Annotated in this window: 22 protein-coding genes and 1 tRNA gene; 12 read left to right on the top strand and 11 right to left on the bottom strand. The window is 59.7% G+C overall.

Features of this window, described 5'->3' with window-relative positions:
• Positions 1–207: 207 nt before the first annotated feature.
• Positions 208–2826, top strand: coding sequence for an ATP-dependent chaperone ClpB (clpB, locus tag QZ498_RS00215; protein WP_294619022.1), 2619 nt, complete (start codon positions 208–210; stop codon positions 2824–2826).
• A gap of 209 nt (positions 2827–3035) precedes the next feature.
• Here the strand turns inward: clpB and QZ498_RS00210 are convergent, their stop codons facing one another.
• Both QZ498_RS00210 and hemE read right to left on the bottom strand, forming a co-directional pair.
• On the bottom strand, positions 3036–3275 hold the full coding sequence (locus tag QZ498_RS00210) for a type II toxin-antitoxin system Phd/YefM family antitoxin (protein WP_294619021.1): 240 nt from the start codon (positions 3273–3275) through the stop codon (positions 3036–3038).
• A 162-nt stretch (positions 3276–3437) separates the two neighbouring features.
• Positions 3438–4472, bottom strand: coding sequence for a uroporphyrinogen decarboxylase (gene hemE, locus QZ498_RS00205; RefSeq protein WP_294619020.1), 1035 nt, complete (start codon positions 4470–4472; stop codon positions 3438–3440).
• 96 nt (positions 4473–4568) lie between these two features.
• Here hemE and hemC point away from each other — a divergent pair, with 96 nt between their 5' ends.
• Complete coding sequence (gene hemC, locus QZ498_RS00200; RefSeq protein ID WP_294619019.1) at positions 4569–5516, top strand: hydroxymethylbilane synthase; 948 nt, start codon at positions 4569–4571, stop codon at positions 5514–5516.
• On the opposite strand, the gene QZ498_RS00195 is transcribed toward hemC, so the two are convergent.
• Positions 5513–6946: an FAD-binding oxidoreductase gene (locus tag QZ498_RS00195; protein WP_294619018.1), complete on the bottom strand. Its 1434-nt coding sequence runs from the start codon at positions 6944–6946 to the stop codon at positions 5513–5515. The two genes, hemC and QZ498_RS00195, sit on opposite strands and share 4 nt — an antisense overlap.
• A 108-nt stretch (positions 6947–7054) precedes the next feature.
• Here QZ498_RS00195 and QZ498_RS00190 point away from each other — a divergent pair, with 108 nt between their 5' ends.
• From QZ498_RS00190 to QZ498_RS00180, 3 genes are all read left to right on the top strand, one after another.
• Entirely contained in the window at positions 7055–7597 is a 543-nt protein-coding gene (locus QZ498_RS00190) for a glutathione peroxidase (protein ID WP_294619359.1), read from the top strand.
• A gap of 71 nt (positions 7598–7668) precedes the next feature.
• Positions 7669–7745, top strand: a tRNA-Met gene (locus QZ498_RS00185).
• Between the two features lie 227 nt (positions 7746–7972).
• Positions 7973–8257 (top strand): cupin domain-containing protein, encoded by a 285-nt coding sequence (locus QZ498_RS00180; protein WP_294619017.1) that lies wholly within the window; start codon positions 7973–7975, stop codon positions 8255–8257.
• Positions 8258–8259: 2 nt separating this feature from the next.
• Here QZ498_RS00180 and QZ498_RS00175 read toward each other — a convergent pair whose 3' ends face one another.
• The gene (locus QZ498_RS00175; RefSeq protein ID WP_294619015.1) at positions 8260–8826 is read right to left on the bottom strand and encodes a YqgE/AlgH family protein; all 567 of its coding nucleotides are present in this window, start codon (positions 8824–8826) and stop codon (positions 8260–8262) included.
• A gap of 138 nt (positions 8827–8964) precedes the next feature.
• Here QZ498_RS00175 and QZ498_RS00170 point away from each other — a divergent pair, with 138 nt between their 5' ends.
• Positions 8965–9774: a protein-disulfide reductase DsbD domain-containing protein gene (locus QZ498_RS00170; protein ID WP_294619013.1), complete on the top strand. Its 810-nt coding sequence runs from the start codon at positions 8965–8967 to the stop codon at positions 9772–9774.
• Here the strand turns inward: QZ498_RS00170 and QZ498_RS00165 are convergent.
• The 7 genes from QZ498_RS00165 to QZ498_RS00135 form a co-directional block, all read right to left on the bottom strand.
• The gene (locus QZ498_RS00165; protein WP_294619011.1) at positions 9753–13160 is read right to left on the bottom strand and encodes an efflux RND transporter permease subunit; all 3408 of its coding nucleotides are present in this window, start codon (positions 13158–13160) and stop codon (positions 9753–9755) included. The genes QZ498_RS00170 and QZ498_RS00165 overlap by 22 nt on opposite strands.
• A 3-nt stretch (positions 13161–13163) precedes the next feature.
• The gene (locus QZ498_RS00160; protein WP_294619009.1) at positions 13164–14615 is read right to left on the bottom strand and encodes an HlyD family efflux transporter periplasmic adaptor subunit; all 1452 of its coding nucleotides are present in this window, start codon (positions 14613–14615) and stop codon (positions 13164–13166) included.
• Between the two features lie 96 nt (positions 14616–14711).
• Complete coding sequence (gene moaB, locus QZ498_RS00155; protein WP_294619007.1) at positions 14712–15254, bottom strand: molybdenum cofactor biosynthesis protein B; 543 nt, start codon at positions 15252–15254, stop codon at positions 14712–14714.
• A 15-nt stretch (positions 15255–15269) separates the two neighbouring features.
• On the bottom strand, positions 15270–15869 hold the full coding sequence (locus tag QZ498_RS00150; protein WP_294619005.1) for a metallophosphoesterase family protein: 600 nt from the start codon (positions 15867–15869) through the stop codon (positions 15270–15272).
• Positions 15866–16642 (bottom strand): uracil-DNA glycosylase, encoded by a 777-nt coding sequence (locus tag QZ498_RS00145; protein WP_294619003.1) that lies wholly within the window; start codon positions 16640–16642, stop codon positions 15866–15868. The genes QZ498_RS00150 and QZ498_RS00145 overlap by 4 nt, the downstream gene beginning before the upstream one ends.
• A gap of 126 nt (positions 16643–16768) precedes the next feature.
• Positions 16769–17284, bottom strand: a complete 516-nt coding sequence (locus QZ498_RS00140; protein ID WP_294619001.1) for an HNH endonuclease family protein — start codon at positions 17282–17284, stop codon at positions 16769–16771.
• Positions 17285–17361: 77 nt separating this feature from the next.
• Complete coding sequence (locus QZ498_RS00135; RefSeq protein WP_294618999.1) at positions 17362–18414, bottom strand: DUF262 domain-containing protein; 1053 nt, start codon at positions 18412–18414, stop codon at positions 17362–17364.
• A gap of 178 nt (positions 18415–18592) precedes the next feature.
• On the opposite strand from QZ498_RS00135, the gene QZ498_RS00130 reads away from it, so the two are divergent.
• From QZ498_RS00130 to QZ498_RS00105, 6 genes are read left to right on the top strand one after another with little or no spacing between them, the layout of a single operon-like run.
• Positions 18593–19543 carry an aspartate carbamoyltransferase catalytic subunit gene (locus QZ498_RS00130; protein WP_294618997.1) on the top strand — a complete coding sequence of 317 codons (951 nt, stop codon included), beginning with the start codon at positions 18593–18595 and terminating at the stop codon, positions 19541–19543.
• Positions 19540–20079, top strand: coding sequence for a hypothetical protein (locus QZ498_RS00125; protein WP_294618995.1), 540 nt, complete (start codon positions 19540–19542; stop codon positions 20077–20079). Before QZ498_RS00130 ends, QZ498_RS00125 begins: the two co-directional genes overlap by 4 nt.
• Positions 20076–20528 (top strand): hypothetical protein, encoded by a 453-nt coding sequence (locus QZ498_RS00120; RefSeq protein ID WP_294618993.1) that lies wholly within the window; start codon positions 20076–20078, stop codon positions 20526–20528. Before QZ498_RS00125 ends, QZ498_RS00120 begins: the two co-directional genes overlap by 4 nt.
• Entirely contained in the window at positions 20525–21802 is a 1278-nt protein-coding gene (pyrC, locus tag QZ498_RS00115; RefSeq protein WP_294618991.1) for a dihydroorotase, read from the top strand. The genes QZ498_RS00120 and pyrC overlap by 4 nt, the downstream gene beginning before the upstream one ends.
• Positions 21803–22408, top strand: a complete 606-nt coding sequence (gene plsY, locus QZ498_RS00110; RefSeq protein ID WP_294618988.1) for a glycerol-3-phosphate 1-O-acyltransferase PlsY — start codon at positions 21803–21805, stop codon at positions 22406–22408.
• Positions 22405–22668, top strand: a complete 264-nt coding sequence (locus QZ498_RS00105; RefSeq protein WP_294618986.1) for a hypothetical protein — start codon at positions 22405–22407, stop codon at positions 22666–22668. Before plsY ends, QZ498_RS00105 begins: the two co-directional genes overlap by 4 nt.
• Positions 22669–22675 lie beyond the last annotated feature (7 nt).

The raw sequence follows: 22675 nt of genomic DNA, 5'->3' as shown, positions 1-22675 counted from the left end.
ATTGTGGATAGGTGGTGCGGCCTGGCGCGGCTTTCAGGGGGAATCACGAAAAAGTTTTCGCAAAACCACATCGGTGGCGGGATTTGGCCAAGCAATCCTTGAAGATCACGCGCCCGTTACCCATTTCAATGGTCGAGGTCCCCGACCGTCCCATGCCTAATACTGGGTGGGCAACCCGGGGGAACGCTTGGAAAAAGGAGAACTACCATGGACTTCGAAAAGTTCACGGAACGGTCGCGCGGTTTCATTCAGGCCGCCCAGACCATCGCGATGCGCGAAAGCCATCAGAAACTCGCCCCCGAACACCTGCTCAAGGCCCTGCTCGATGACCCCGAAGGTCTGACCAGCAACCTGATAAAACGCGCCGGCGGCAAGCCCGAGCGCGTGACCCAAGTGCTTGATCTGGCGCTGGGCAAAATCCCGCAAGTCACCGGCGATGCGGGCCAAACCTACATGGATCAACAAACCGGCAAGGTGCTCTCTGAGGCACAAAAACTGGCCGAAAAGGCCGGTGACAGCTTTGTGCCCGTCGAACGCATCCTGACCGCCCTCGCGGTGGTCAAATCCCCGGCCAAGGACGCGCTGGACCAAGGCGGCGTCTCGGCGCAATCGCTGAACGAGGCGATCAACGATATCCGCAAGGGCCGCACCGCCGATAGCGCCTCGGCCGAAGATACCTATGAAGCACTGGAAAAATACGCCCACGACCTGACCCGCGCCGCCGAAGAAGGCAAGATCGACCCGATCATCGGCCGCGACGATGAGATTCGCCGCGCCATGCAGGTCCTGTCGCGCCGCACCAAGAACAACCCGGTGCTCATCGGCGAACCGGGCGTCGGTAAAACCGCCATTGCCGAGGGCCTCGCCCTGCGCATCGTCAACGGCGACGTGCCCGAATCCCTGCAAAACAAGAAACTCCTGGCGCTCGACATGGGCGCGCTCATCGCCGGGGCCAAATACCGCGGCGAATTCGAAGAGCGCCTGAAATCCGTCCTCAACGAGGTGACCGCCGCCGCCGGTGAAATCATCCTCTTCATCGACGAAATGCACACCCTCGTCGGCGCCGGTAAAACCGATGGCGCGATGGATGCCGCCAACCTCATCAAACCCGCCCTTGCGCGAGGGGAGTTGCACTGCATCGGCGCCACCACCCTCGATGAATACCGCAAGCACGTCGAAAAAGACGCGGCCCTCGCCCGCCGCTTCCAACCGCTTGTGGTCGAGGAACCCACCGTCGAAGACACCATCTCGATCCTGCGCGGCATCAAGGAGAAATATGAGCTTCACCACGGCGTGCGCATCTCCGACTCGGCGCTGGTGACAGCGGCGCAACTCTCGCACCGCTACATCACCGACCGCTTCCTGCCCGACAAGGCCATTGACCTTGTGGACGAGGCCGCCTCGCGCCTGCGTATGGAAGTGGACAGCAAACCCGAAGAACTCGACGCGCTCGATCGCGATATCCTGCAAAAGCAGATCGAGGCCGAAGCCCTGCGCAAGGAAGACGATGCTGCCTCCAAGGACCGGCTGGACAAGCTGGAAAAGGAACTGGCCGACCTACAGGACAAATCCGCCCAGATGACCGCGCAATGGCAGGCCGAACGCGATAAGCTCGCCTCCGCCCGCGACATCAAGGAACAGTTGGATCGCGCCCGCATCGACCTTGAAAACGCCAAACGCGCCGGCGACCTCGCCAAAGCGGGGGAGCTGTCCTATGGCGTCATCCCGCAGCTTGAAAAGCAACTCTCCGAGGCCGAAGAGGCCGAGGACAGCGATGTCATGGTCGAAGAGGCCGTGCGCCCCGAACAGATCGCAAGCGTGGTGGAACGCTGGACAGGTATCCCCACCGCCAAGATGCTGGAAGGCGAGCGCGAAAAATTGCTCGGCATGGAAGACAACCTGCACCGCCGGGTGATCGGACAGGACGCCGCCGTCAAGGCCGTGGCCAACGCCGTGCGGCGGGCGCGCGCGGGGCTCAATGACGAAAACCGCCCGCTGGGGTCGTTCCTCTTCCTCGGGCCGACAGGCGTGGGTAAGACCGAGCTGACCAAGGCCGTGGCCGAATTCCTCTTTGACGACGACAGCGCCATGGTCCGCATCGATATGTCGGAGTTCATGGAGAAACACTCGGTCGCCCGCCTGATCGGTGCGCCCCCGGGCTACGTGGGCTACGACGAAGGCGGTGTGCTCACCGAGGCCGTGCGCCGCCGCCCCTACCAGGTGGTGCTTTTCGACGAGGTGGAAAAAGCGCATCCGGAAGTCTTCAACGTGCTTCTGCAAGTGCTGGATGACGGCGTGCTGACCGACGGGCAAGGCCGCACCGTGGACTTCAAGCAGACGCTGATCATCCTGACGTCGAACCTCGGCTCACAGGCGCTTAGCCAACTGCCCGACGGCTCGGATGCGGCAGACGCCAAGCGCGACGTGATGGATGCGGTCCGCTCGCACTTCCGGCCCGAGTTCCTCAACCGGCTGGACGAGATCGTGGTCTTCGACCGCCTCACGCGCGACCAGATGGACGGCATCGTCGATATCCAGATGGCCCGCCTGCTCAAACGCCTGGCCAGCCGCAAGATCACGCTGGAGCTGGACGACGCCGCGCGCAAATGGCTGGCCGATGAAGGCTATGACCCGGTCTATGGCGCAAGGCCGCTGAAACGGGTGATCCAGAAGGCCCTGCAAGACCCGCTGGCCGAGTCGCTTCTGGCCGGGGATATCCTCGACGGGGCGACCGTCCCGGTCACCGCCGGAGCCGAGGGCCTGATCATCGGCGACCGCGTCGGGTCAACCAAGCAGGACCCGCCGCAAGACGCCGTGGTCCACTAAACCTTTGAGCCCCCGCCCCGCGCGGGGGTTTTCATATTGTGCGCGCTGCGCGCGCGCTTGATATCTCGTCATCGGCCTCCGGCCTCTTCCTCGGGTGCCTCCGGCGGGGATATTTGGGGCCAGAAGAAGACATGAACGCATCAATCTTCTTCTGTTCTAAAATATCCTGGGGGAGTCGCCCGAAGGGCGGCGGGGGCAAAGCCCCCTATCTACATCTGCTCATAACGTAACATGCGATAGTCGCGCATCCGCTGTTGGTGCTGGTGTTCCAGAAATTCTTCTCGGCTGTTGTCGGCCTCTTCCAGCCGTTTGAAATCCCGGTGACTCACCCAAGCGCCCACAGGTTCGCCGTGGCGGGTGACGAGGATGCGATCGCCTGTGGTGAGGTGGTGATCCATATATGCCCGAAACCGGGTGCGGAATTCGTTGCTAAGAACTTCGATGAACATGGCTTTGCCTCTTGTCGTGCTGAGGTAGCATGTCTGGAAAAGGTTAATATGGGCCATGTGCACCGTACGGTTGGCCTGTTTCGTACGACTCGTACGGTGCATTTTGGAAAGGGGCCGGTTTTCGTACGAAAATGGCCCCTTGAGCGTACGACTCGTACGAAATTATCCGCCGCGCACCGTGTCGATCATCAGTTGCACGTTGTCGGGGTCGGCATCGGGGGTGATCCCGTGGCCAAGGTTGAAGATATGCGGGCCATTTTTGAAGGCGTCCACGATGTGGCGGGTTTCGCGCACAAGGTCGTCACCACCCGTAACCATATGTCTTGACGCAAGATTTCCCTGTACGCAGCCCGAGGTTTGCACATTCGCGGCCCCCCATTCGGGGCTCACCGAATCGTCCAGCGCAACACAGTCCGCCCCAGTTTTTTCGTGGAATCCTATGTACTTATCCCCGGCCTGCCTTGGGAAGGCGATGATCGGAATATCGCCGTGGCGGGCCTTGAGTTCGGCAATGATGCGTTTCGCCGGGGCGGTCGCGTAATTGTCGAAATCTTCACCTTTCAGTGACCCGGCCCAGCTGTCGAAAAGCTTGACGCATTCGGCACCTGCCTCAATCTGGGCCGAGAGGTATTCGATGGTGGCTTCGGTCAGACGCTCCAGCAGCGCTTCGAAAAGGTCTTTGTTTTCAGCCTTCAGCGCATGGGCTGGGCCTTGATCGGGGGTGCCTTGCCCGGCGATCATATAGGTAGCCACCGTCCAGGGCGCGCCGGCGAATCCGATGAGCGTGGTTTCCTTGGGAAGTGCTGCGGCAAGGTTACGCACGGTTTGGTAAATCGGATTTAGGGTTTCGTGGATATCGGACGCCGGTTTCAGGGCCTTGAACCCCGCCTCATTGGTGATTGTCGAAAGCCGTGGGCCTTCGCCGGTGACAAACCACAGATCCGCGCCCAAGGCCTGCGGCACAAGCAAGATGTCGGCAAAAAGAATGGCCGCGTCAAATCCATAACGGCGGATCGGTTGCAGGGTGACTTCAGTGGCTAAGTCACTGTTATAACACAAGGAAAGGAAGTCGCCCGCTTCCGCGCGCGTGGCCTTGTACTCGGGCAGATACCGCCCTGCCTGCCGCATCATCCAGATGGGCGGTGTCTCAAGCGTTTCGCCCGCGAGGGCCCTCAGGATCGTCTTATGCGCGGTCATGGTGTTCCTCCGTTTGGCAAGGTGGTCACCCCATGGCGACACAATGTCAAGCATCCGCCGCTTGTCAGGGCGCTGGGACATGGCTAGACCCATGCCATGACACGCGATTTACCGACCCCCGATACCCCGATGAAGCTGGGCACCCGTGGTTCTCCGCTGGCTCTTGCGCAGGCCTATGAGACCCGTGACAGGCTGTCCGCCGCTTTCGACCTTCCTCAAGAAGCCTTTGAAATCGTTGTGATAAAAACAACGGGCGACAAGGTGATTGACCGTCCGTTGAAAGAGATCGGCGGCAAGGGTCTGTTCACCCGCGAGATTGAAGATGCGATGCTCAAGGGGGATATCGACATTGCGATTCACTCGATGAAGGATATGCCGGTCTTGCAGCCCGAGGGGTTGGTTCTGGATACCTATCTGCCACGTGAAGACGTGCGCGATGCTTTTGTCTCGCCGCATGTCACATCACTGGCCGAGCTTGAGGAGGGGGCCAAGGTGGGCACCTCATCCTTACGGCGCAAGGCGCAGGTTTTGGTGAAGTATCCCCATTTGAATGTGGTTGAATTTCGCGGTAACGTACAGACACGATTGAAGAAATTGGATGATGGCGTGGCCGCCTGTACCTTTCTTGCCATGGCCGGCCTCAATCGTCTGGATCGTGCCGATGTGGCCACTGCCGCGGTTGAGCCTGACGTGATGCTGCCCGCCGTGGCCCAAGGAGCCATCGGGATCGAACGGCGGATGGATGACACCCGTACCGCCGATATGCTGGCGGCAATTCACGACAAGGTCACGGGCCAACGGCTCGCCGCCGAACGGGCCTTCCTCGCCGCACTTGATGGGTCGTGTGAAACGCCCATTGCAGGCTTGGCGGAACTGGATGGTGGCACGCTGCGCCTTCGTGGTGAGGTGCTGCGCCCGGACGGGTCGGAAGCGCTTTCCGATGACCAGTCCGCGCCGATCGAAGATGGTCCCGACCTTGGCCGCGAGATGGCTGTAAAGCTATTGGAACAGGGTGGACCCGGATTCTTCGACTGGCGCGACTAATCGTCAGGCAGTACTTTCCCGGGGTTCATGATGCCCTGAGGGTCAAGAGCCTGTTTGATCGCGCGCATCGCCTTGAGGGCCGTCGGGTTCTTGTGCCGGGACATGGCGGGCTTCTTGGTCAAGCCAACGCCATGTTCGGCGGAGAAACTCCCGCCCAAGGCAATCGCGGTGTCATCCACCATATCCTTGATTTTCTTTAAGGTTTCAGGGTCATCCGTGCTGGGCCATGCGGCGAAGTGCAGGTTGCCGTCGCCAAGGTGTGCCACGCACATCGGAAGGAGGTCAGGATCAAGTGACAGCGCGTTTTCGGTGATCTGCTCAAGCAGCTCCTGCATCTTGTCCAGTGGCACGGCGATATCGTTGTCGACCAAGGGTTGCCTTAAACGCGCCACCTCGGCCGAGGCTTCGCGCCGCGCCCACATTTCTTGGCGTTGCGCATCTGATTGGGCGACGGCGGCATCCAGAATGGCACCCTGCTCGAACAAGCGGCCCAAGACCTCCTCGAGGTGGGCGGTGACGGGCACCTGACCATCCGGGCCGGGGGTGGCCTCGCGCGGGGAAAGGGCACCGACCTCAACCAGAATGTTGATGTCGTACGCCTCATCGAAGGGCGCGCGTGCCTCGGGGAAGCGCTCAAGATAGGCCTGCATGTAAACCTGCGGCATGAATTCAAAGGCTTCGACCGCGCCGCCGGTTTCCTGTTGTAAAATGTTGAGCAGGGTCAGCGCATCTTTGAGTGACGGGGCGGCGACCATGGCTGTGGCATAGGCTTTGGGCTTGGGGTGCAGCTTGAGCACAGCCGCCGTGATGATGCCCAATGTCCCCTCGGCTCCGATCAGCAGATCGCGAAGGTCATAGCCGGAATTGTCCTTGTGCAACTCACTCATCAAATCCACGACTTCGCCGGTGGGCAGGACGGCCTCGATACCAAGGCAGAGGTGCCGCGTATTGCCATAGCGCACCACGTTCGATCCGCCCGCATTGGTCGACAATGCTCCGCCGATCATGGCGGAGCCCCGGGCGCCAAAGGTCAGGGGAAAGATCAAATCATGCTCTTCGGCTGCGCTGTGGATATTGGACAGGACAGCGCCCGCTTCGACAATCGCCACCTTCGCCTCTGGACGGATTTCACGAATCGCCGACAGGCGATCCAGGGACAGCATGAGTGCCCCTTCGGCGCTGCTCCCTTCGACAAGGCCGGTATTCCCTGAAACCGGCACAACGGGAGTCGCGGTATGATTGGCCCATTGGACCACTTTGGCGACTTCTTGGGTGTTTGCGGGCCTTACGACGGCAAGCGGCGTCCAATGTGCGTGACCCGGCCAGTCGCGTGACCATGGCGCGGCCTCTTCGCCTGTCTTTACGTAGTCCGGGCCAAGAATGTCGCGAAGATCGTCAAGGTTTCTGGACGTGTCTGTGTGATGTGTCATAGGTGGAAAATGCTTGAGCTTGGCGCAGGACACAAGCTGCATTGGACGAAGGCATTGCCCGGTCTACATATCGAGCGACGGAATTTCATTCTGGAGTGACCCATGCCGATGCATTCTCGCCGCCGATTTCTGGGCACCGCCTGCCTGTGGGCCGGACTCTCGACCATACCGGCTGTAGCGGCTGACCGATCTTGGCGCTTCGACTCGATTGATGGCGGGGTACTTTCGTTTTCCGATTGGGCTGGCCAGCCTGTGCTTGTCGTGAACACGGCTTCACGTTGTGGGTTCACCAAGCAATACGATGGGCTTCAGGCTCTTTATGACGAGTACCGCGATCAAGGGTTGGTCGTATTGGCTGTCCCCTCACAGGACTTCAAGCAAGAGTTTGCCAGCGATGAACAAGTCGCTGAGTTTTGTGAGGTGAATTTCAATCTGACCTTACCGATGACGACAATTACCCGCGTACGCGGCCCCGAAGCACATCCGTTTTACAAGTGGCTTGCAGAGGCAGAGGGGTTCACTCCAAGCTGGAACTTCACCAAGGTTCTGATTGGTCCAGATGGCAAGGTCGTTAATGTCTGGGGGTCGGCAACTCGGCCCCGCGCCCAAGCGATTACACGCGCGATCGAGCCGCTGCTGAACAGAAGCTGAGCCGCCTGGCGAAAACCACGATTTTGGCACTTGACCTGACGCGCGCCCTGTCTTACCTACCGCCACGGTTTGGCGGAGTAGCTCAGGTGGTTAGAGCAGCGGAATCATAATCCGCGTGTCGGGGGTTCAAGTCCCTCCTCCGCTACCAAAATCCCGAGATTGCTAGGTTTCAGCGCCCAAGGAATATTTGGGCGCTCAGGTCCGTTCACAGCAGCAACCCAATAGGGTCAGCCAATGCTTTGGTCCGGACTTGTCGTAAAACTCCAGCCGCGAACGGGCACCAATAATTTCGTGTGCTTTCACAAGGAATAGCTTTGCAATGCAATCGTGCAACGGCATGATGTGGACGGGCATTCTTTGAAAGAAAGGTTATCCATGTCCGACAAGTGTTCTTCGACGGCCATGCTCGACGACGATCGCGTACGTGTAACGCGGTTCGATTTTGAGCCCGGGCAAGAGACCGGCTGGCACCGGCATGAATACGATTATGTCATCACGGCGCTCACGGATTGTCATATGCGGCTGGAGTTGCCGGGAGGAGAGTGGCAGGACGTGACCGTCCGTGCCGGAGACGCTTACCGTCGAAGCGAAGGCGTCGAGCACAATGTCATTAACGCAGGCACGGCCGCCATGGCCTTTGTCGAGATCGAATTGAAATAGGTTCAGGCGTGTCCTGCGTCCGACGATAACGCCAAGGCGCTAATGCCCAGTTTCTTGAGCGATGCTTCCCATTTCTGGGTGTCACTGGTTTGAAAAACCAAGGCATGGTCGGCCTCGCAGGTGAGCCAACCGTTCTGGGCGATTTCGGCTTCCACTTGTCCGGGCCCCCAACCCGCATAGCCAAGCGCCATGATGGCCTTTCCCGGGCCACGCCCCTCGGCGAGGTCCTCAAGAATATCCAGCGTGGCGGTCATCGCGAACTCTTCGTTCACGTCCAGTGTGGAAATCGAGGAGTGATAGCCATAGTCATGTAAGACAAAGCCGCGGCCGTGTTCGACCGGACCGCCGAAATGCACTTGGATGTCACGCGTGTCCGGGGTTGGCTTGATTGACAACTGCTCCAGCAAATCGCGAAGGTGCAAATCGCCTGTTGGCTTGTTGATGACCAATCCCATGGCGCCTTCTTCGGAATGCGCACAGACGTAAATCACCGCATGGGCGAATCGCGGGTCGCCCATGCCGGGCATGGCGATCAGTAGCTTTCCTGTCAGGTCAATCTGGTCAGTCACGGGATGCTCTGTTCTCTGGCTTACCTCCTAAAGAATGGGGGTAGCGTGGCTACAGTGCAAGCATGCGATGCGACATACTCGCGACTTCTCGCCGGAAAGTGAGTTGGCATTTCAATGGGAATCCCCCATTTGAAAGGCATGATTAGAAAACTCTCTGCTATTTGCGTGGCTCTTGCAGGTGCCTTTGCGCCCCCTGTGCATGCCAATCCTGCCGCCGATCTGGTTGAGGCCAGTATCCTGACAGGATGGCGTGCTACGGATGGGCGCCATGTCGCTGCCCTTCATCTGGAACTTCAGGACGGTTGGAAAACCTATTGGCGCGCGCCCGGCGATGCGGGCATTCCGCCGCGCTTCAACTGGTCAGGGTCGCGCAATTTGTCGGATGTGGCGATCACATGGCCAACACCCCGTACTCTGTCCCAAAACGGGGTGCGCACTATCGGATATGCCGATTCCCTGACGTTGCCGATACATTTTACGCCAAAGCAGGCAGGGCAGGCGATCAATCTGGATGGCACGCTTGAACTGGGGCTGTGCAAAGATGTGTGCCTGCCTTTGACCCTGAGCATCTCGCAAGATCTTCCTCAGGCAGGCGGTAAGCGTGATCCGCGCATCGTGGCGGCGCTTGCGGCGCGACCGTACTCGGCCCGGGAAGCAGGCGTTGGACGCGTTGTTTGTTCCGTATCGCCGATAGAAGATGGGATGCGCCTGCGCGCCGAGATTGACGTCAAGCGCCAAGGCCGTGACGAGATCGCCGTCATTGAGACGGACAACCCGCAAATCTGGGTGGCACAGGCCAGAACGACCCGGCAGAATGGGCGGCTTGTGGCTGAAACGGAACTTTATCACGTCGAAGGCGACAGCTTCGCACTCAATCGGGATGGTCTACGGATAACCGTTCTTGGCGGTGGTCAGGCCGTTGATATTCAGGGTTGTCCGGCACGCTGATCGGCCCGGCTCCGGCCGGTCAGGGACAGCCCCGCGTAAAGCCCCAGAACGATCAGCGCCGCACCGGTGATGAATATTGCCAAGGCGGCGGGCATCGCGGGCAATTCCTCAAGCATTGGGGCGAGCGAGGTCAGGACCGCCGGCAGGGTGCCTGACACAAGGGTGGTGCCCATGGTCGCGACCAGCCAAGCCATGATCGCCACCCCACCCAAGGCGACTGTTCTGCGAACCGCCGGTACCGGCGCGCGCAGACTACGCTTCAGGGCGTTTGTCTGGCGTGCCACGTCCTGCTGCATCGCAATGAGGGCAGGCACCACCAACAGGACCACGACAACCCCGAACCCAAGACCGTAAACCAATGTGATCACGGTGGGTTTCAGGAACTGCGCCTGTTGCGAGCCTTCGAAAAGCAAGGGCATCAAACCAAGAACAGTTGTCGCTGTCGTCAGGAAAACGGGCCTGAGCCGGTCAACCGCCCCGTCGATGATCCCGGGGAAAAGCCCACGGTCCCGGGCGTGTTCGTCGATTGTCGTGACCAGAACGATCGAGTCGTTGATGATAATACCTGTCATACCCAACAGTCCCACAACCGTGAACATGCTCAGCGGCACATCCCATGCATTATGCCCATAGATCGTGCCAACCAAGCCGAAGGGAATGATCGCCATCACCACAATGGGCCGTGTCCAGCTTGAAAAGACCCATGCCAGAACAAGGTAAATGCCGGTCAGGGTCAGGATCAGGCCAAGACGCGCATCAGCCAGAAATTCACTCTCCTGCTCGCTCAGGCCCGACAGCCGCCATTCGACCTGCTGTTCGCTGGCAATCCGGGGCAGTATCTCGGTTTCGAGGGCTTCGTTGATTTCACTCGCGCGGGCCGGATCATCTTCCGAGATGTCCCCGGTCACATTGATCAAGCGGATGCCGTTTTCTCGCCGCACGGTGGAAAACCCGGTGCGCTGCTCCACGCTTACCAAATCGGCAAGTGGCACATAGGCGCCTTGCGGCGTGCGCAACTGCATGCGTTCAAGGAAATCGGCGGTGAGCTCATCTTCGGGCAATTCCACACGAATCTCGGCGCTGCGTGGGCCAAGCGGGTATGTCGCCGCCTCGATACCGTTCAGACGGTGGCGCATCACACGGCCCAAGCCATCTATGGTAAAGCCAAGCGCTTGACCCTGTGGCGTCAGCTCAAGGATAAGCTCCTGTTTGTCGTAGGCCAGATTGTCTTGGACGCCCGACACCTCCGGATAGCGCGACAAAGCCTCTTTCAAGGCTTCGGATGCGGCCTTGAGGGTCTCGGCGCTTGCCCCGTAAAACTCCACGTCCAAGGCATCCCCCCCGGGCCCTGAGCGCCACCCTCGGAAGCTGACGGTTTCGGCCAGCGGATGATGCTGCACGCGTTCCTGCAACTCGCCGACAAAGGCAAAGCTGGAATAAGGCCGCAGGTCGGCATCAATCAATTCTATCGCAATGCCGCCCAGTTGATCGGGTTCCTTGGTGTCGGCACCTGCCAGACCATAACCCGTATTCCCGCCGACCTGCGCCATCACGTAGTCCAATGGATTGCGGCCATGGCGTTCTTCGTACTCGGCGCCCAATTCCTCGGTTGCGCGTTGCAATTCGCGCATCATCTCAAGCGAGTCTTCGCGCGTGGCACCCGGCGCCATGGCAAAATTTCCGGTGACGCTACCGCGCTCGGGTGCGTTGAAGAAACGCCATTGCACGTCGCCCTGCACGAAAACGGCGACCTGCGAGGCGAGAATGGCAATCACGCCGGCCATGACGGGGTATCGCAGGCGGATCACCCACGCCATGAAAGGCCGGAACAAGGCCTCGCGGACCCAGACGAATCCGTGGTTCACCACGCGGCTTGGGGCGTCGTACCAGTGCCGCTTGTGCGCATGGCTCAGGGAATGGGACATATGATGCGGCAGGATGAGGAAGCATTCCACCAGTGATGCGGTCAAAACGGCGATCACGGTGAACGGAATGTCGATGATCAAATCGCCAAAGCGGCCACCAACGGCGGTCAGCCCGAAAAACGCAATCAGTGTTGTCAGCGTGGCAGAAAACACCGGAAGGGCCATCCGCTGTGCCGCGCGTTCAGCGGCAACCACCGGAGCTTCCCCGAACTTTCGATAGCGCGCGTCGGCATGTTCGCCCACCACGATGGCGTCATCCACCACGATGCCAAGGGTAATGATAAGGGCAAAAAGCGAAACCATGTTGATCGTCAGCCCACCGATATACATCAGGGCAATCGCCGCCAGCATCGCCACCGGAATACCCGCCGCCACCCAAAAGGCCGTTCGGGCGTTGAGAAACATGAACAAAAGCGCCACGACAAGCGCCAGCCCCGTGATCCCGTTGTCCAAGAGCGTATCCAGCCGCCCGGAAATCGCCTCTGAGCGGGTGCGGATCAATTCGATATTGACCCCCTCCGGCAGGGTCCGCTCCATCGCCGCGGCAATTTTGGCCACTTCCTCCTGGATGGCGATGGCATCGCCGCGCGCCGACCGGTCTACCCGGATCGACATGGCGGGGTCATCGCCCACGAAATAGCTCAGGTCCCGTGTGATCCCTTCGACTCGCACGTCGGCCACATCGCCAATGGTCAGCGAAGACCCATCCGGGTTCGAGCGTAGGACAATCGCCGCAATCTGATCGGGTTGGCGCTTTTCGACGCCCGTTCGCACCCGCGTATTGGCGCCTTTTACATCGCCTGCGGGGTCGGCATCCACTTCGCCGGCAATGACTTCGGCGATCTCGGCCATGGTGACGTCGTGCGACATAAGTTCGGTCGAGGTGACTTCAACAATCGTCTTCGGTGCGGCAACCCCTCTTACCGTTGTCCGTGTGACGCCTGCATTGAAAAGCCGCGTGACGAGTTCATCGGCAAAAAGGCCAAGCTGCTCGGGCGCGACTGGCCCGGTAATGACGATATCTGTCACCCTGTCCCGCCACGCCCCACGGCGAACCTGCGGTTCTTCGGCTTCTTCGGGCAGCGTGGTGATGGCATCGACCGCTGCTTGCACTTCGTCCGCGGCGCGGCCCATGTCCCAGCCGGGCTCGAATTCAAGCTCGACGCTGGCGCGGTTTTCGCGGCTGGTGGCGCTACTGCTTTCGACGCCTTCCACGGCAAGAAGCGCGGGCTCCAATACCTGCACAATGGCAGCATCCACATCTTCGGCGCTTGCCCCGTCCCAGATGACCGAAACACTCACGCTGTCAACGATTACGTCAGGGAAAAACTGCGCCCGCATCTTGGGGGCGGCCGCAAGGCCCAGCACCACCAGGACCACCAACAAAAGGTTTGCCACGGTCCTGTGGCGCGTGAAGTAAGACAATAGCCCACCGGCGCGGGCCGGGATCTGGCGTGCCATGGCTTAGCCCCCCATGCGGGTTTCAAGCCGCGTGACCATGCCGGCAGGGACCTTGGCCTGTTCCAGCTGAGCCAGCAGGCGGGACTTTTCCTCGCGCCCCATGTCAGTGCTGTCGCGCACGAACTCGATCAGGCGGGCGCGGCGCTCATCGCTGAGGTCCATCAAATCGTTGCTGTCGGCCTCGGATTGCTGCCGCAGCGGTCGCACCTTGATGCCCGCTCCCAGAAGCGGAGATCGTTGCGCGACAACTTCGCGGCCGGAAAGGCCATCGGCCCGGACAAGGATATCATCGCCCTGCCGTCGCAGAAGTTTCACCGGCATGGATTCAAGCCTGTCTTCCGAGGTCAGAACCAATACGTTGCCTTCCGGGCCGAGCGCCGTGGCAGGTAGGCGTATCGCGTTGGCAACCGGTGGTTCTTCGATCTCGACAGTGACGAAGTCGCCGGGCTTCAAGCCGCCGGGCTTGTCGAGTTTTGCAAATATCATGCGCCCGGTTTGACCCTCTTCGACAGCGCCGCTGTCACGGATGATCCGGCCAGTGGCGCGAAGATCCAGCCCCTGTGTCGCCAAGGCCACCGAAACGGGCGCGCGAATGAGCTGCCCCTCATCGTCGAGCAGACGCACATACTGCGCTGTCGAGACCCGGAAAGCGACTTCCAGTGAATTGGCATCAATCAAGTTGGCGAGCCGCTCATTGAGTGACACGAAACCACCCGCGACAGCGTTCACTGCGTCAAGGGTGCCGGCGAATTCAGCAGTGATCGTGGTATCCTCAAGGCGCCGTTGCGCGTCATCGCGAGCGATCTTTGACCGGGACAAACGTGTACGGGCTTGATCGACCCGAGCCTCGGCATTGGCAAGGGCCTGACGGCTGGCTAGTTCCGCCTGTCGGGCCTGTGCGGCAGATAGTTCAGCGGTTTCCACCGCCGCAGCGGTGCCCACCCCACGCTCTTCCAGATCAAGCTGACGCCGATAGGCCCGCTCGCGCAGCGCGGCCTGTTCGCGCGCGGCGGCCAGTTCATCTTGGGCGATTTCAAGCGCACGTTCTGCATCGCGCACCTCGGCCTGCGCATCCAGTAGGTCGCTTTCGGCAAGGTTCAGGGCCGATTGCGCGTTGGACGGGTCGATCTGGGCCAGCAGCTGGCCTTGTTCGACCATACCGCCTTCTTCGAAATCCTCGGATAGTTCGGTCAGGGTTCCACTGGTCTTGGCGCGAATTTCCAAAGTCCGCAGGCTTTGTATTTCGCCATATGCGGTCAATACCGGTGTGATGGTCTGTTCCTCGGCCATGACAAGGTTGACGGCAAAAACGCGTTCCTGCCGTTCTGGCACGCGTGGTTCGCTGGCCATGCGCTCTTGCAAGGCACTGAAAACCAGTTGGCCTGCATAGACCAGCAGGGCCAAAGTCAGTGAAACCAAAAACAAGCCAGTCAGGCTTTGACGCAAAAACCGCATGCACACCGTGTCCTTTGCTTGGCCCAAGGGCCCGATGGTTAAATGTAAGCGTCGGGCGGAAAAAGCCAAGCGCCGGAGGTTCAACGCGGCGGGTCGCTATTTCCGTCGCTGATGCTCGTCCAGCCGGGGCATGATTTCCACGAAATTGCAGGGCAGGTGCCGGTAGTCCAACTGCCACTTGAGAATCTCGTCCCATGCATCCTTGCAGGCCCCCGGGCTGCCGGGCAGGGCAAACAGGTAAGTGCCGCCCGCAACGCCCCCGGTTGCGCGGGATTGTACCGCGCTTGTGCCGATCTTCTGCATCGAAACCATGGTGAAAATCGTGCCGAAGGCGTCGATTTCCTTTTCATAAACATCACGATGCGCCTCAACCGTCACGTCGCGCCCGGTCAAGCCCGTGCCGCCGGTCGAGATCACGACATCGACATCATCCGAAGCGACCCATTCGCGCAACTGATCGGCGATCTGGTCGCGCTCGTCGCGCACGATCATCCGATCGGCAAGGATATGACCCGCCGCTTCGATCCGGGTGACCAGAGCCTCGCCCGAGCGGTCCTCGGAGATATCGCGGCTATCGCTGACCGTGAGGATGGCGATACGAACAGGGATGAAGTCTTTGCTCTCGTCGATACGGCTCATGCCTAAATTTATCCTTTATGCGTCGATCTTGAACCAATTTGGCGTGGGGCCAAGGTTGACCACTTGGGTCGCGCCAATCTGGCCGGTTTGGCCCCAACTGTCGTGGATATGGCCACAAAGGGCCAGTTGCGGTTGCAGGGTCTCGATGGCCGCGCGGATGGCGGTGGAGCCGACCGAAATCCCCTGCGATGTCACATCTGCAACACCCTTGGGCGGCGAATGGGTGATCAGAATATCCACGCCCTTGCAACGGTTTAGCAGGCTCTCGGCGTCTGCTTCTGACATATCGCACGACCACGCGCCAAAAGGCGTCGGCGGTACGCCATATCCCACACCAAAAAGGCGCAGACCACCGATGTCACAGGCTTCACCATGCAAGACGTGGATGCCTTTGCGCGCAGCTTTTTTAAGTTCCTTATCGCTTTCGGCATTGCCCGGCACCACCACCATCGGCGCGGTGATGCCATCGAGCAGGGCCATAGCCTCGGGCAGGCCGCGGCGGGCGTTACAGAAATCCCCGGCGCCGATGACAAGATCGGCCTCTTGCGCGGCCTCGACCAGAATTTCGGCACGAGAGGCGGAATGGTGCAGATCGGAAAACGCCAGTATTTTCATTGGCTTGCCCCAAGCCGCGCCTTTAGTTCAAGCAGGTCGGCCCAAGCCTCACGCTTGGCGTGTGGGTTGCGCAGAAGGTAGGCGGGGTGGAACATCGGCAGGGCGGGGCGGCCATAGGCCTCGGCCCAGTTGCCGCGCAGACGGGTGATGCCGCGCCGCCCAAGCCCCGCCTGACAACTGATATTGCCCATCAAAACAATGACTTGCGGATCAATCAGCTCCACATGCCGCTGTAGAAACGGCAGCAGCATGGCGATTTCTTCGGGCTTGGGGTCGCGGTTCTGGGGCGGTCGCCACGGCAGGACGTTGGTGATATAGACAGCGTTTTCAATGGCTTGCGCCTCGCGGCCCAGATCAATCGCCGCCAACATCCGATCCAGCAATTGCCCGGCCCGGCCAACAAAGGGCCGCCCCTCGCGATCCTCATCTCGGCCCGGGGCCTCGCCAATGATCATCACGCGGGCCTGCGGGGTGCCATCGGCAAAGACCAGATTGCGCGCGCCGCGCTTCAATTCGCAGTGCTCAAACGCGGCCATGGCCGCGCGCAAGGCATTGAGATCATTGCAGGATTTCGCCGCTGCCTTGGCCTCGGCCACAGAATCGGTTTTTTCCTCAACCACCGGCGCAGGGGCCGCTGCGGGGGTTGGTTTGGCCTGTTTTTCCGGCACCTCGTAGCGGTTGACCGGGGCATCGCAAATCGCCTCGGTCGCGCCGAGTTCGATCTGCCAATCCAGCAGCGCCTTTGCGGTGTGAAAATCCAAAGCCGATTCCATTTCGCCCTTAAGGTAGCCCTGTGAGGGGGGAGGGGAAAGGGCCTGAAAGACCGCAAAAAACCCACGTCGGTAAAACGTCGGTATTCTGTCGGTATCGCGTCGGTGCAGTTTGCCCAGTCTTTTGAACTAGTCTTCGGTGATATTGAGGCGCTTTTTAAAGCGCGATAGCATCGCTTGCTCGCGCTCCTCAATATCTTCCATTGTCCAGTCTTCTCTTTGCAAAGCATCTTGGGTCCATATCCAAGAGCTACCTCCCTTTTGCTCGACGTATTTCATTTTCTCTTTGAACGGCTTTCTCGCCATTTTCGTGTTAGAGCGTCCTGAAACGAGTAGAAGATTTCCTAGCCGGTTCGAATGTTCTTTCCATAATTGCTCGGAGAACCGATCAAGCCAGAAATCTTCCGTGCCAACAGCTCTTGGCAAAACGTGCTCAATCGTAATTTCAGAGCTTTCAACTGATCTATCATCGTCGCCTGAGATGCACTCTAACCAGAGTAGACCAGCCCGTAAGCCTCTGATTCCATATGCGTTACCTTTCAATGCGGTTTCAAAGGCCGCCCATTCAGCCTTGCTGATTTTTAGGCTGTCCACTTCTTGGAGTTTTTTCTTCTTTTGAAGGATTTGTTCAAGGTCTCCAATCATTTTGCCAAACCGCCCTGCACGTTGGCCGTCTGGAGCTTTTGTGATCGCGAGGAAGACTACAATGCCCGTAATTTCCCTTACGATTTGTTTGTAATTCGAGACTTCTGATTTTTTCTTGTCAAAAACAGTGCTGGTGCTTCCCAGTCCTTGAAGCCAGCACGTCTGCCGATTTCAACAAGGTTTCGGACGTCAATATCTTCTGAGTTGTGTAGCGCTTCGAATGCCTTGGCAAAGCTTGGCAACTCGGTTTTTAAGAATTCTTCGGATTGTTTAGCCGTTTTGAGCCTATCTAAAATGTCATCGTGCAAGGGATTTTGGGTTCGAGCGCGGATGTAAGTCATTCGAATGTGGCCGATAAGGTCTTGAAAGCGTTTCCGCTCGAAATCTTCTTCGTATTCTTCCCAGTGTTCCGCATACTTGCTTTTCTGGTCCTCGGATAGATTTGTCCTTTCCAGAATGTTTGCTTTGAGAATGTCCACAGGGTGTAGATCTATGCCTCGGTCATTTAGGATCGCGAAAATCCTCAGAGCTCGAAGCTGATCCTCGGCACGTAGTACCGCAATAAATGATTTTTGTAGAATGAACTTACCAAAGTCGGCAATTTCATCTTGATTAAGGTCGTCGCAATGGTTTCGGAAAATCTGATAGTTCTCCAGAAATCTCTTCCCGACGATTGTATCGTGCTCTTCTGGCGATTGGTTGTTTAGGATGCGCTCATAGGCTGACTGATACCTTGTGCCAGGCTGTAAGACTAATTCAGCTTTGGTTCCGGCAAATTCATCTTCCTCTGAAATGAAATAGCCGGTTAGTTTTCTGCGTTTGTCAGCGCTATTTAGGCTATGAGAAAGTGCGCATAGTAGAAGTTGTAGGGTGATAAATCTTTGCTGACCGTCGACCACCTCGTCGCGACCAGATTTCGGATTATTTACCAAAACTACGCTACCAAGAAAATACCCAGAACCGTCCATTCCACCTTCTTGCCATGTTGAGAATAGATCGTCCCACAAGCTCTCCGCGTTGTCTTTAAGCCAAGAATAGGGCCTTTGATAATAAGGTATTGAGTACCGCTTTTCCTTGAATATCTGATGAATTGACTCCTCACGTGCGCTGAACATCTTTTGTTCCGACATAAACAACCCTCGGTGTGCTTTTCTATCGCTGCCTATAGTTGAGTGAAAAGGAGCAAAGCGTCAAAGCGTTTTCAGTGAAGCTGGCCCATCTTTGAACTAATGCCTTCGGCCATCACCCACCTTGCCCCGCGCCGCCACCCTTCCTATAAGCGGGAAGGATCACGGAACGGAGCGGCGGATGACCTTTGCACAGTCCCATCTTCTGGGGATCGAACCCCTCAGCCCCCCCGAGATCACCACCATTTTGGATTTGGCCGATCAATACGTCGATCTGAACCGCCGCGATGTGAAGCATTCCGATGCGCTGGCGGGCCTCACGCAGATCAACATGTTCTTTGAGAACTCCACCCGCACGCAGGCCAGTTTCGAAATCGCGGGCAAGCGTCTGGGCGCGGATGTGATGAACATGGCCATGCAGGCCAGCAGCATCAAAAAGGGCGAGACCCTGATTGATACGGCCATGACACTCAATGCGATGCACCCCGATTTGCTGGTGGTGCGGCACCCGCATTCGGGCGCGGTGGACCTTCTGTCGCAAAAGGTGAATTGCGCGGTTCTGAACGCCGGTGACGGGCGGCATGAACACCCCACGCAGGCGCTTCTGGATGCGCTGACCATTCGGCGGGCAAAGGGGCGGCTGCATCGCCTGAACATCGCGATTTGCGGCGATATCGCCCATAGCCGCGTGGCACGCTCGAACATCCTTTTGCTGGGCAAGATGGAGAACCGTATCCGCCTCATTGGCCCGCCCACCCTGATGCCCTCGGGGATCGCGGACTTTGGCGTCGAGGTTTACGATGATATGGAAGAGGGCCTGCGCGATGTCGACGTGGTGATGATGCTGCGGCTTCAGCGCGAGCGGATGGACGGCGGGTTCATCCCCTCGGAACGCGAATATTACTTCCGCTACGGGTTGGATGCCGAAAAGCTGGCCTTCGCCAAGGAGGATGCCATCGTCATGCACCCCGGCCCGATGAATCGGGGCGTCGAGATTGATGGCGAGATCGCTGACGACATCAACCGCAGCGTCATTCAGGAACAGGTGGAAATGGGTGTGGCCGTGCGCATGGCGGCGATGGATTTGCTGGCCCGCAACCTGCGCGCCAAGCCGCGCGAGGTTCTGGCATGAGCGAGCGGTTCGAGATCAAGGAGAACGAGCACGGGGTCGTGCGGCTGTTCACCGTCGACCTGCCGGAGGCTGAACTGGATGAATTCGCGGATGACTCGGATGTGCCCTCGGCCCTGCAAGAGGCGCTGGGCGTGGACCGTTTGAACATGGAATTCGTGGAGCTTTTCCCGGTCAGCACCCTCGAAGGTGTGGGCCTTGCCGGGTATATGGTCGATGGTCTTGGTGTGTCGGAGGCCGAGGTCGAGGAGGATCGCGCCCGGCTTGAAGCGCTCAGCGGAACGGTTCTGGTGCTGCTCTCCAGTGCCTTTGGCGGGCATGCCGCGACCCTGACGCCGAAGCCCCCCCTGCGTTGGGTCGGCACCTATACCGAGGAACGCGCCCCGGTGAGTTTCAAGCCACTGCCCTCGGAAAGCGCCAGGGGCACCACAGGTGGCAAAACCCCACCCAGTGACGCGGCAATGTCAGGCCGGGTGGCGAGCATTGCGCTTTTGGTCTTGTTCGCTCTGGTGGCGCTGATTGTCTGGGTGGCCGCATGATGGAATCGTCGGTTCATTCGCTGGTGCCCACGACGCCCTTGGGTGAGGGGGAGCAGGTGATCGAAAGTTTCTACCCCGACAAGCAGGCCTACCTTTGGGCGCATGTCTGGCTGGCCGTGGTGGCCATGGGTGCGGGCATGGCGATTCTATGGATGATCGGCAACCCGCATGTCTGGACGGGCGGCGTGGGCGGTTTGGCTGCCGTGGGCCTGCGCGCGTGGTATGTCGCCTCGGACGAGTTGAACGTGCGCTGGGATTTGACCAATCGGCGGGTTTTGGGGCCGCAGACCCGCGCCGCGCGTCTGAGTGAGATCGACAAGGTCCGAACATTGGGCTCGGCGGTGCAGATCGTCACCATGGGCGGCGACAAGCACCTTTTGAAGTTCCAATCCGACCCGGCCCAAACCAAGGCCCGGATCGAGGCCCAGATGGGGAGAGCGACGGGATGACCACAACCCTTTTCACCAATGCCCGGTTGATCGACCCCGAGGCAGGCACCGACGCGCCCGGTTGGCTTTTGATCGAGGGGGGCGCGATCAAGGCTACGGGTGCGGGCGAGGCCCCCAAGGCCGATGCGACGGTAGACTGTGGCGGCAAATGCCTTGCGCCGGGCATCGTCGATATCGGCGTGAAGGTTTGTGAGCCGGGCGAGCGGCACAAGGAAAGCTATCGCTCGGCGGGTTTGGCGGCGGCGGCGGGTGGCGTGACCACCATGGTCACCCGGCCCGATACCCTGCCCTCGATTGACAGCCCTGAAACCCTGGAATTCGTGGGGCGCCGGGCCAATGCGGCCGGGCCGGTGAACGTGCGGCCCATGGCGGCGCTGACCAAGGGCCGCGAAGGGCGCGAGATGACCGAGATCGGCTTCTTGATGGATGCAGGCGCGGTGGCCTTTACCGATTGCGACAACGTCATCAGCAATACCAAGGTCTTTCAACGGGCGCTGACCTATGCGCGCGGGCTTGGGGCCTTGGTCATTGCCCACCCGCAGGAGCCGGGGCTATCTGCAGGGGCGGCCGCGACCAGTGGCAAGTTTGCCTCGCTGCGCGGTATTCCCGCCGTGTCGCCCATGGCCGAGCGGATGGGGATCGACCGGGATATCGCCCTGCTGGAAATGACCGGCGCGCGCTATCACGCCGATCAGATCACCACCGCCCGCGCCTTGCCCGCCTTGGAACGGGCCAAGCGCAACGGGCTGGACATCACCGCCGGGACAAGCATCCATCACCTGACGCTGAACGAATTGGACGTGGCCGATTACCGGACCTTCTTCAAGGTCAAGCCGCCGCTGCGGTCCGAAGAAGACCGGCAGGCTGTGGTCGAGGCGCTGCGCACCGGGCTGATTGATACGCTGAGTTCCATGCACACCCCGCAGGACGAGGAAAGCAAACGCTTGCCGTTCGAAGAAGCGGCCAGCGGCGCGGTGGCGCTGGAAACCCTGTTGCCAGCGGCGATGCGGCTTTACCATGCGGGGGATCTGGACATGCCGACGCTGTTCCGTGCGATGGCTTTGAATCCGGCCAAACGCCTCGGGCTGCCCGGTGGGCGGCTGGCCGAAGGCGCGCCTGCCGATCTGGTGCTCTTTGATCCAGACAAGCCCTTTGTCATGGATCGCGCCACTCTACGCTCAAAATCCAAGAATACCCCCTTTGATGGCCAACGCATGCAGGGCCGTGTGCTGGCCACCTATGTGGGCGGTGCCCAAGTTTACGAGGCCGAATAAATGCCTGTGATCGAGTCGACCGCCACCATCCTGATCCTCTGGGCCGTGATCGGCTATGTGATGGGGTCGATCCCTTTTGGCATGGTGCTTGCCAAGCTGATGAACCTTGGCAACCTGCGCGAGATCGGCTCGGGCAATATCGGGGCGACCAATGTTTTGCGCACGGGCAACAAGGCCGCCGCGCTGGGCACGCTGATCCTTGATGGCGGTAAGGGCGCCGTTGCGGTGCTTTTGGCGCGGGCCTTGGCGGGGGAAGATGCCGCGCAACTGGCGGGACTGATGGCGTTCTTGGGGCATTGCTACCCCGTCTGGCTGGGCTTCAAGGGCGGCAAGGGCGTGGCCACCTTCCTTGGGTTGATGCTGGCGCTGGCCTTTCCGGTGGGCGCGCTGTGTTGCCTGGCATGGCTGGTCACGGCGGCGATTTCGCGAATTTCCTCGCTTTCAGCCATTGTCGCGGCGGCCTCCTCGACCTTCTGGGTGGCCTTCATCGGGCCGGGGGCGATTTTCCTGCTTAGTGCTTTGCTGACCCTGCTGGTCTTTTGGCGGCACCGTGAAAACATCGCCCGCCTGCGCGCCGGGACCGAGCCGAAGATCGGCAAAAAGTGAATGATGCCTTTCTAAAGGCCTTTCACGCGCTGCCCTTGGGGGCCTTTACAGGGCAGGCCCACGGGCGGCGCTATCAGGTGACGCGCCGAACCTATGCGGGTGGCCGCAGTCACGAGTTGGTCGCCCGCGAGTTGGGCGGCGCAGATTACATCAGCATGAACCTTTATGACTTGCAGACAGGCGCGCGCCTGAAACCCTGCGAGATGCCCGAGGCCAAGGTGGTGGCCTTCGTTTTGGCGTTCATTCCGGATACGGCTTGACTTTGCG

Origin of the sequence: uncultured Roseovarius sp. (assembly GCF_913057115.1) — a bacterium.
Taxonomy (GTDB): Bacteria; Pseudomonadota; Alphaproteobacteria; order Rhodobacterales; family Rhodobacteraceae; genus Roseovarius.
The sequence above is the reverse complement of the archived record's forward strand: the minus strand, read 5'-3'. Positions and strand labels throughout refer to the sequence as shown.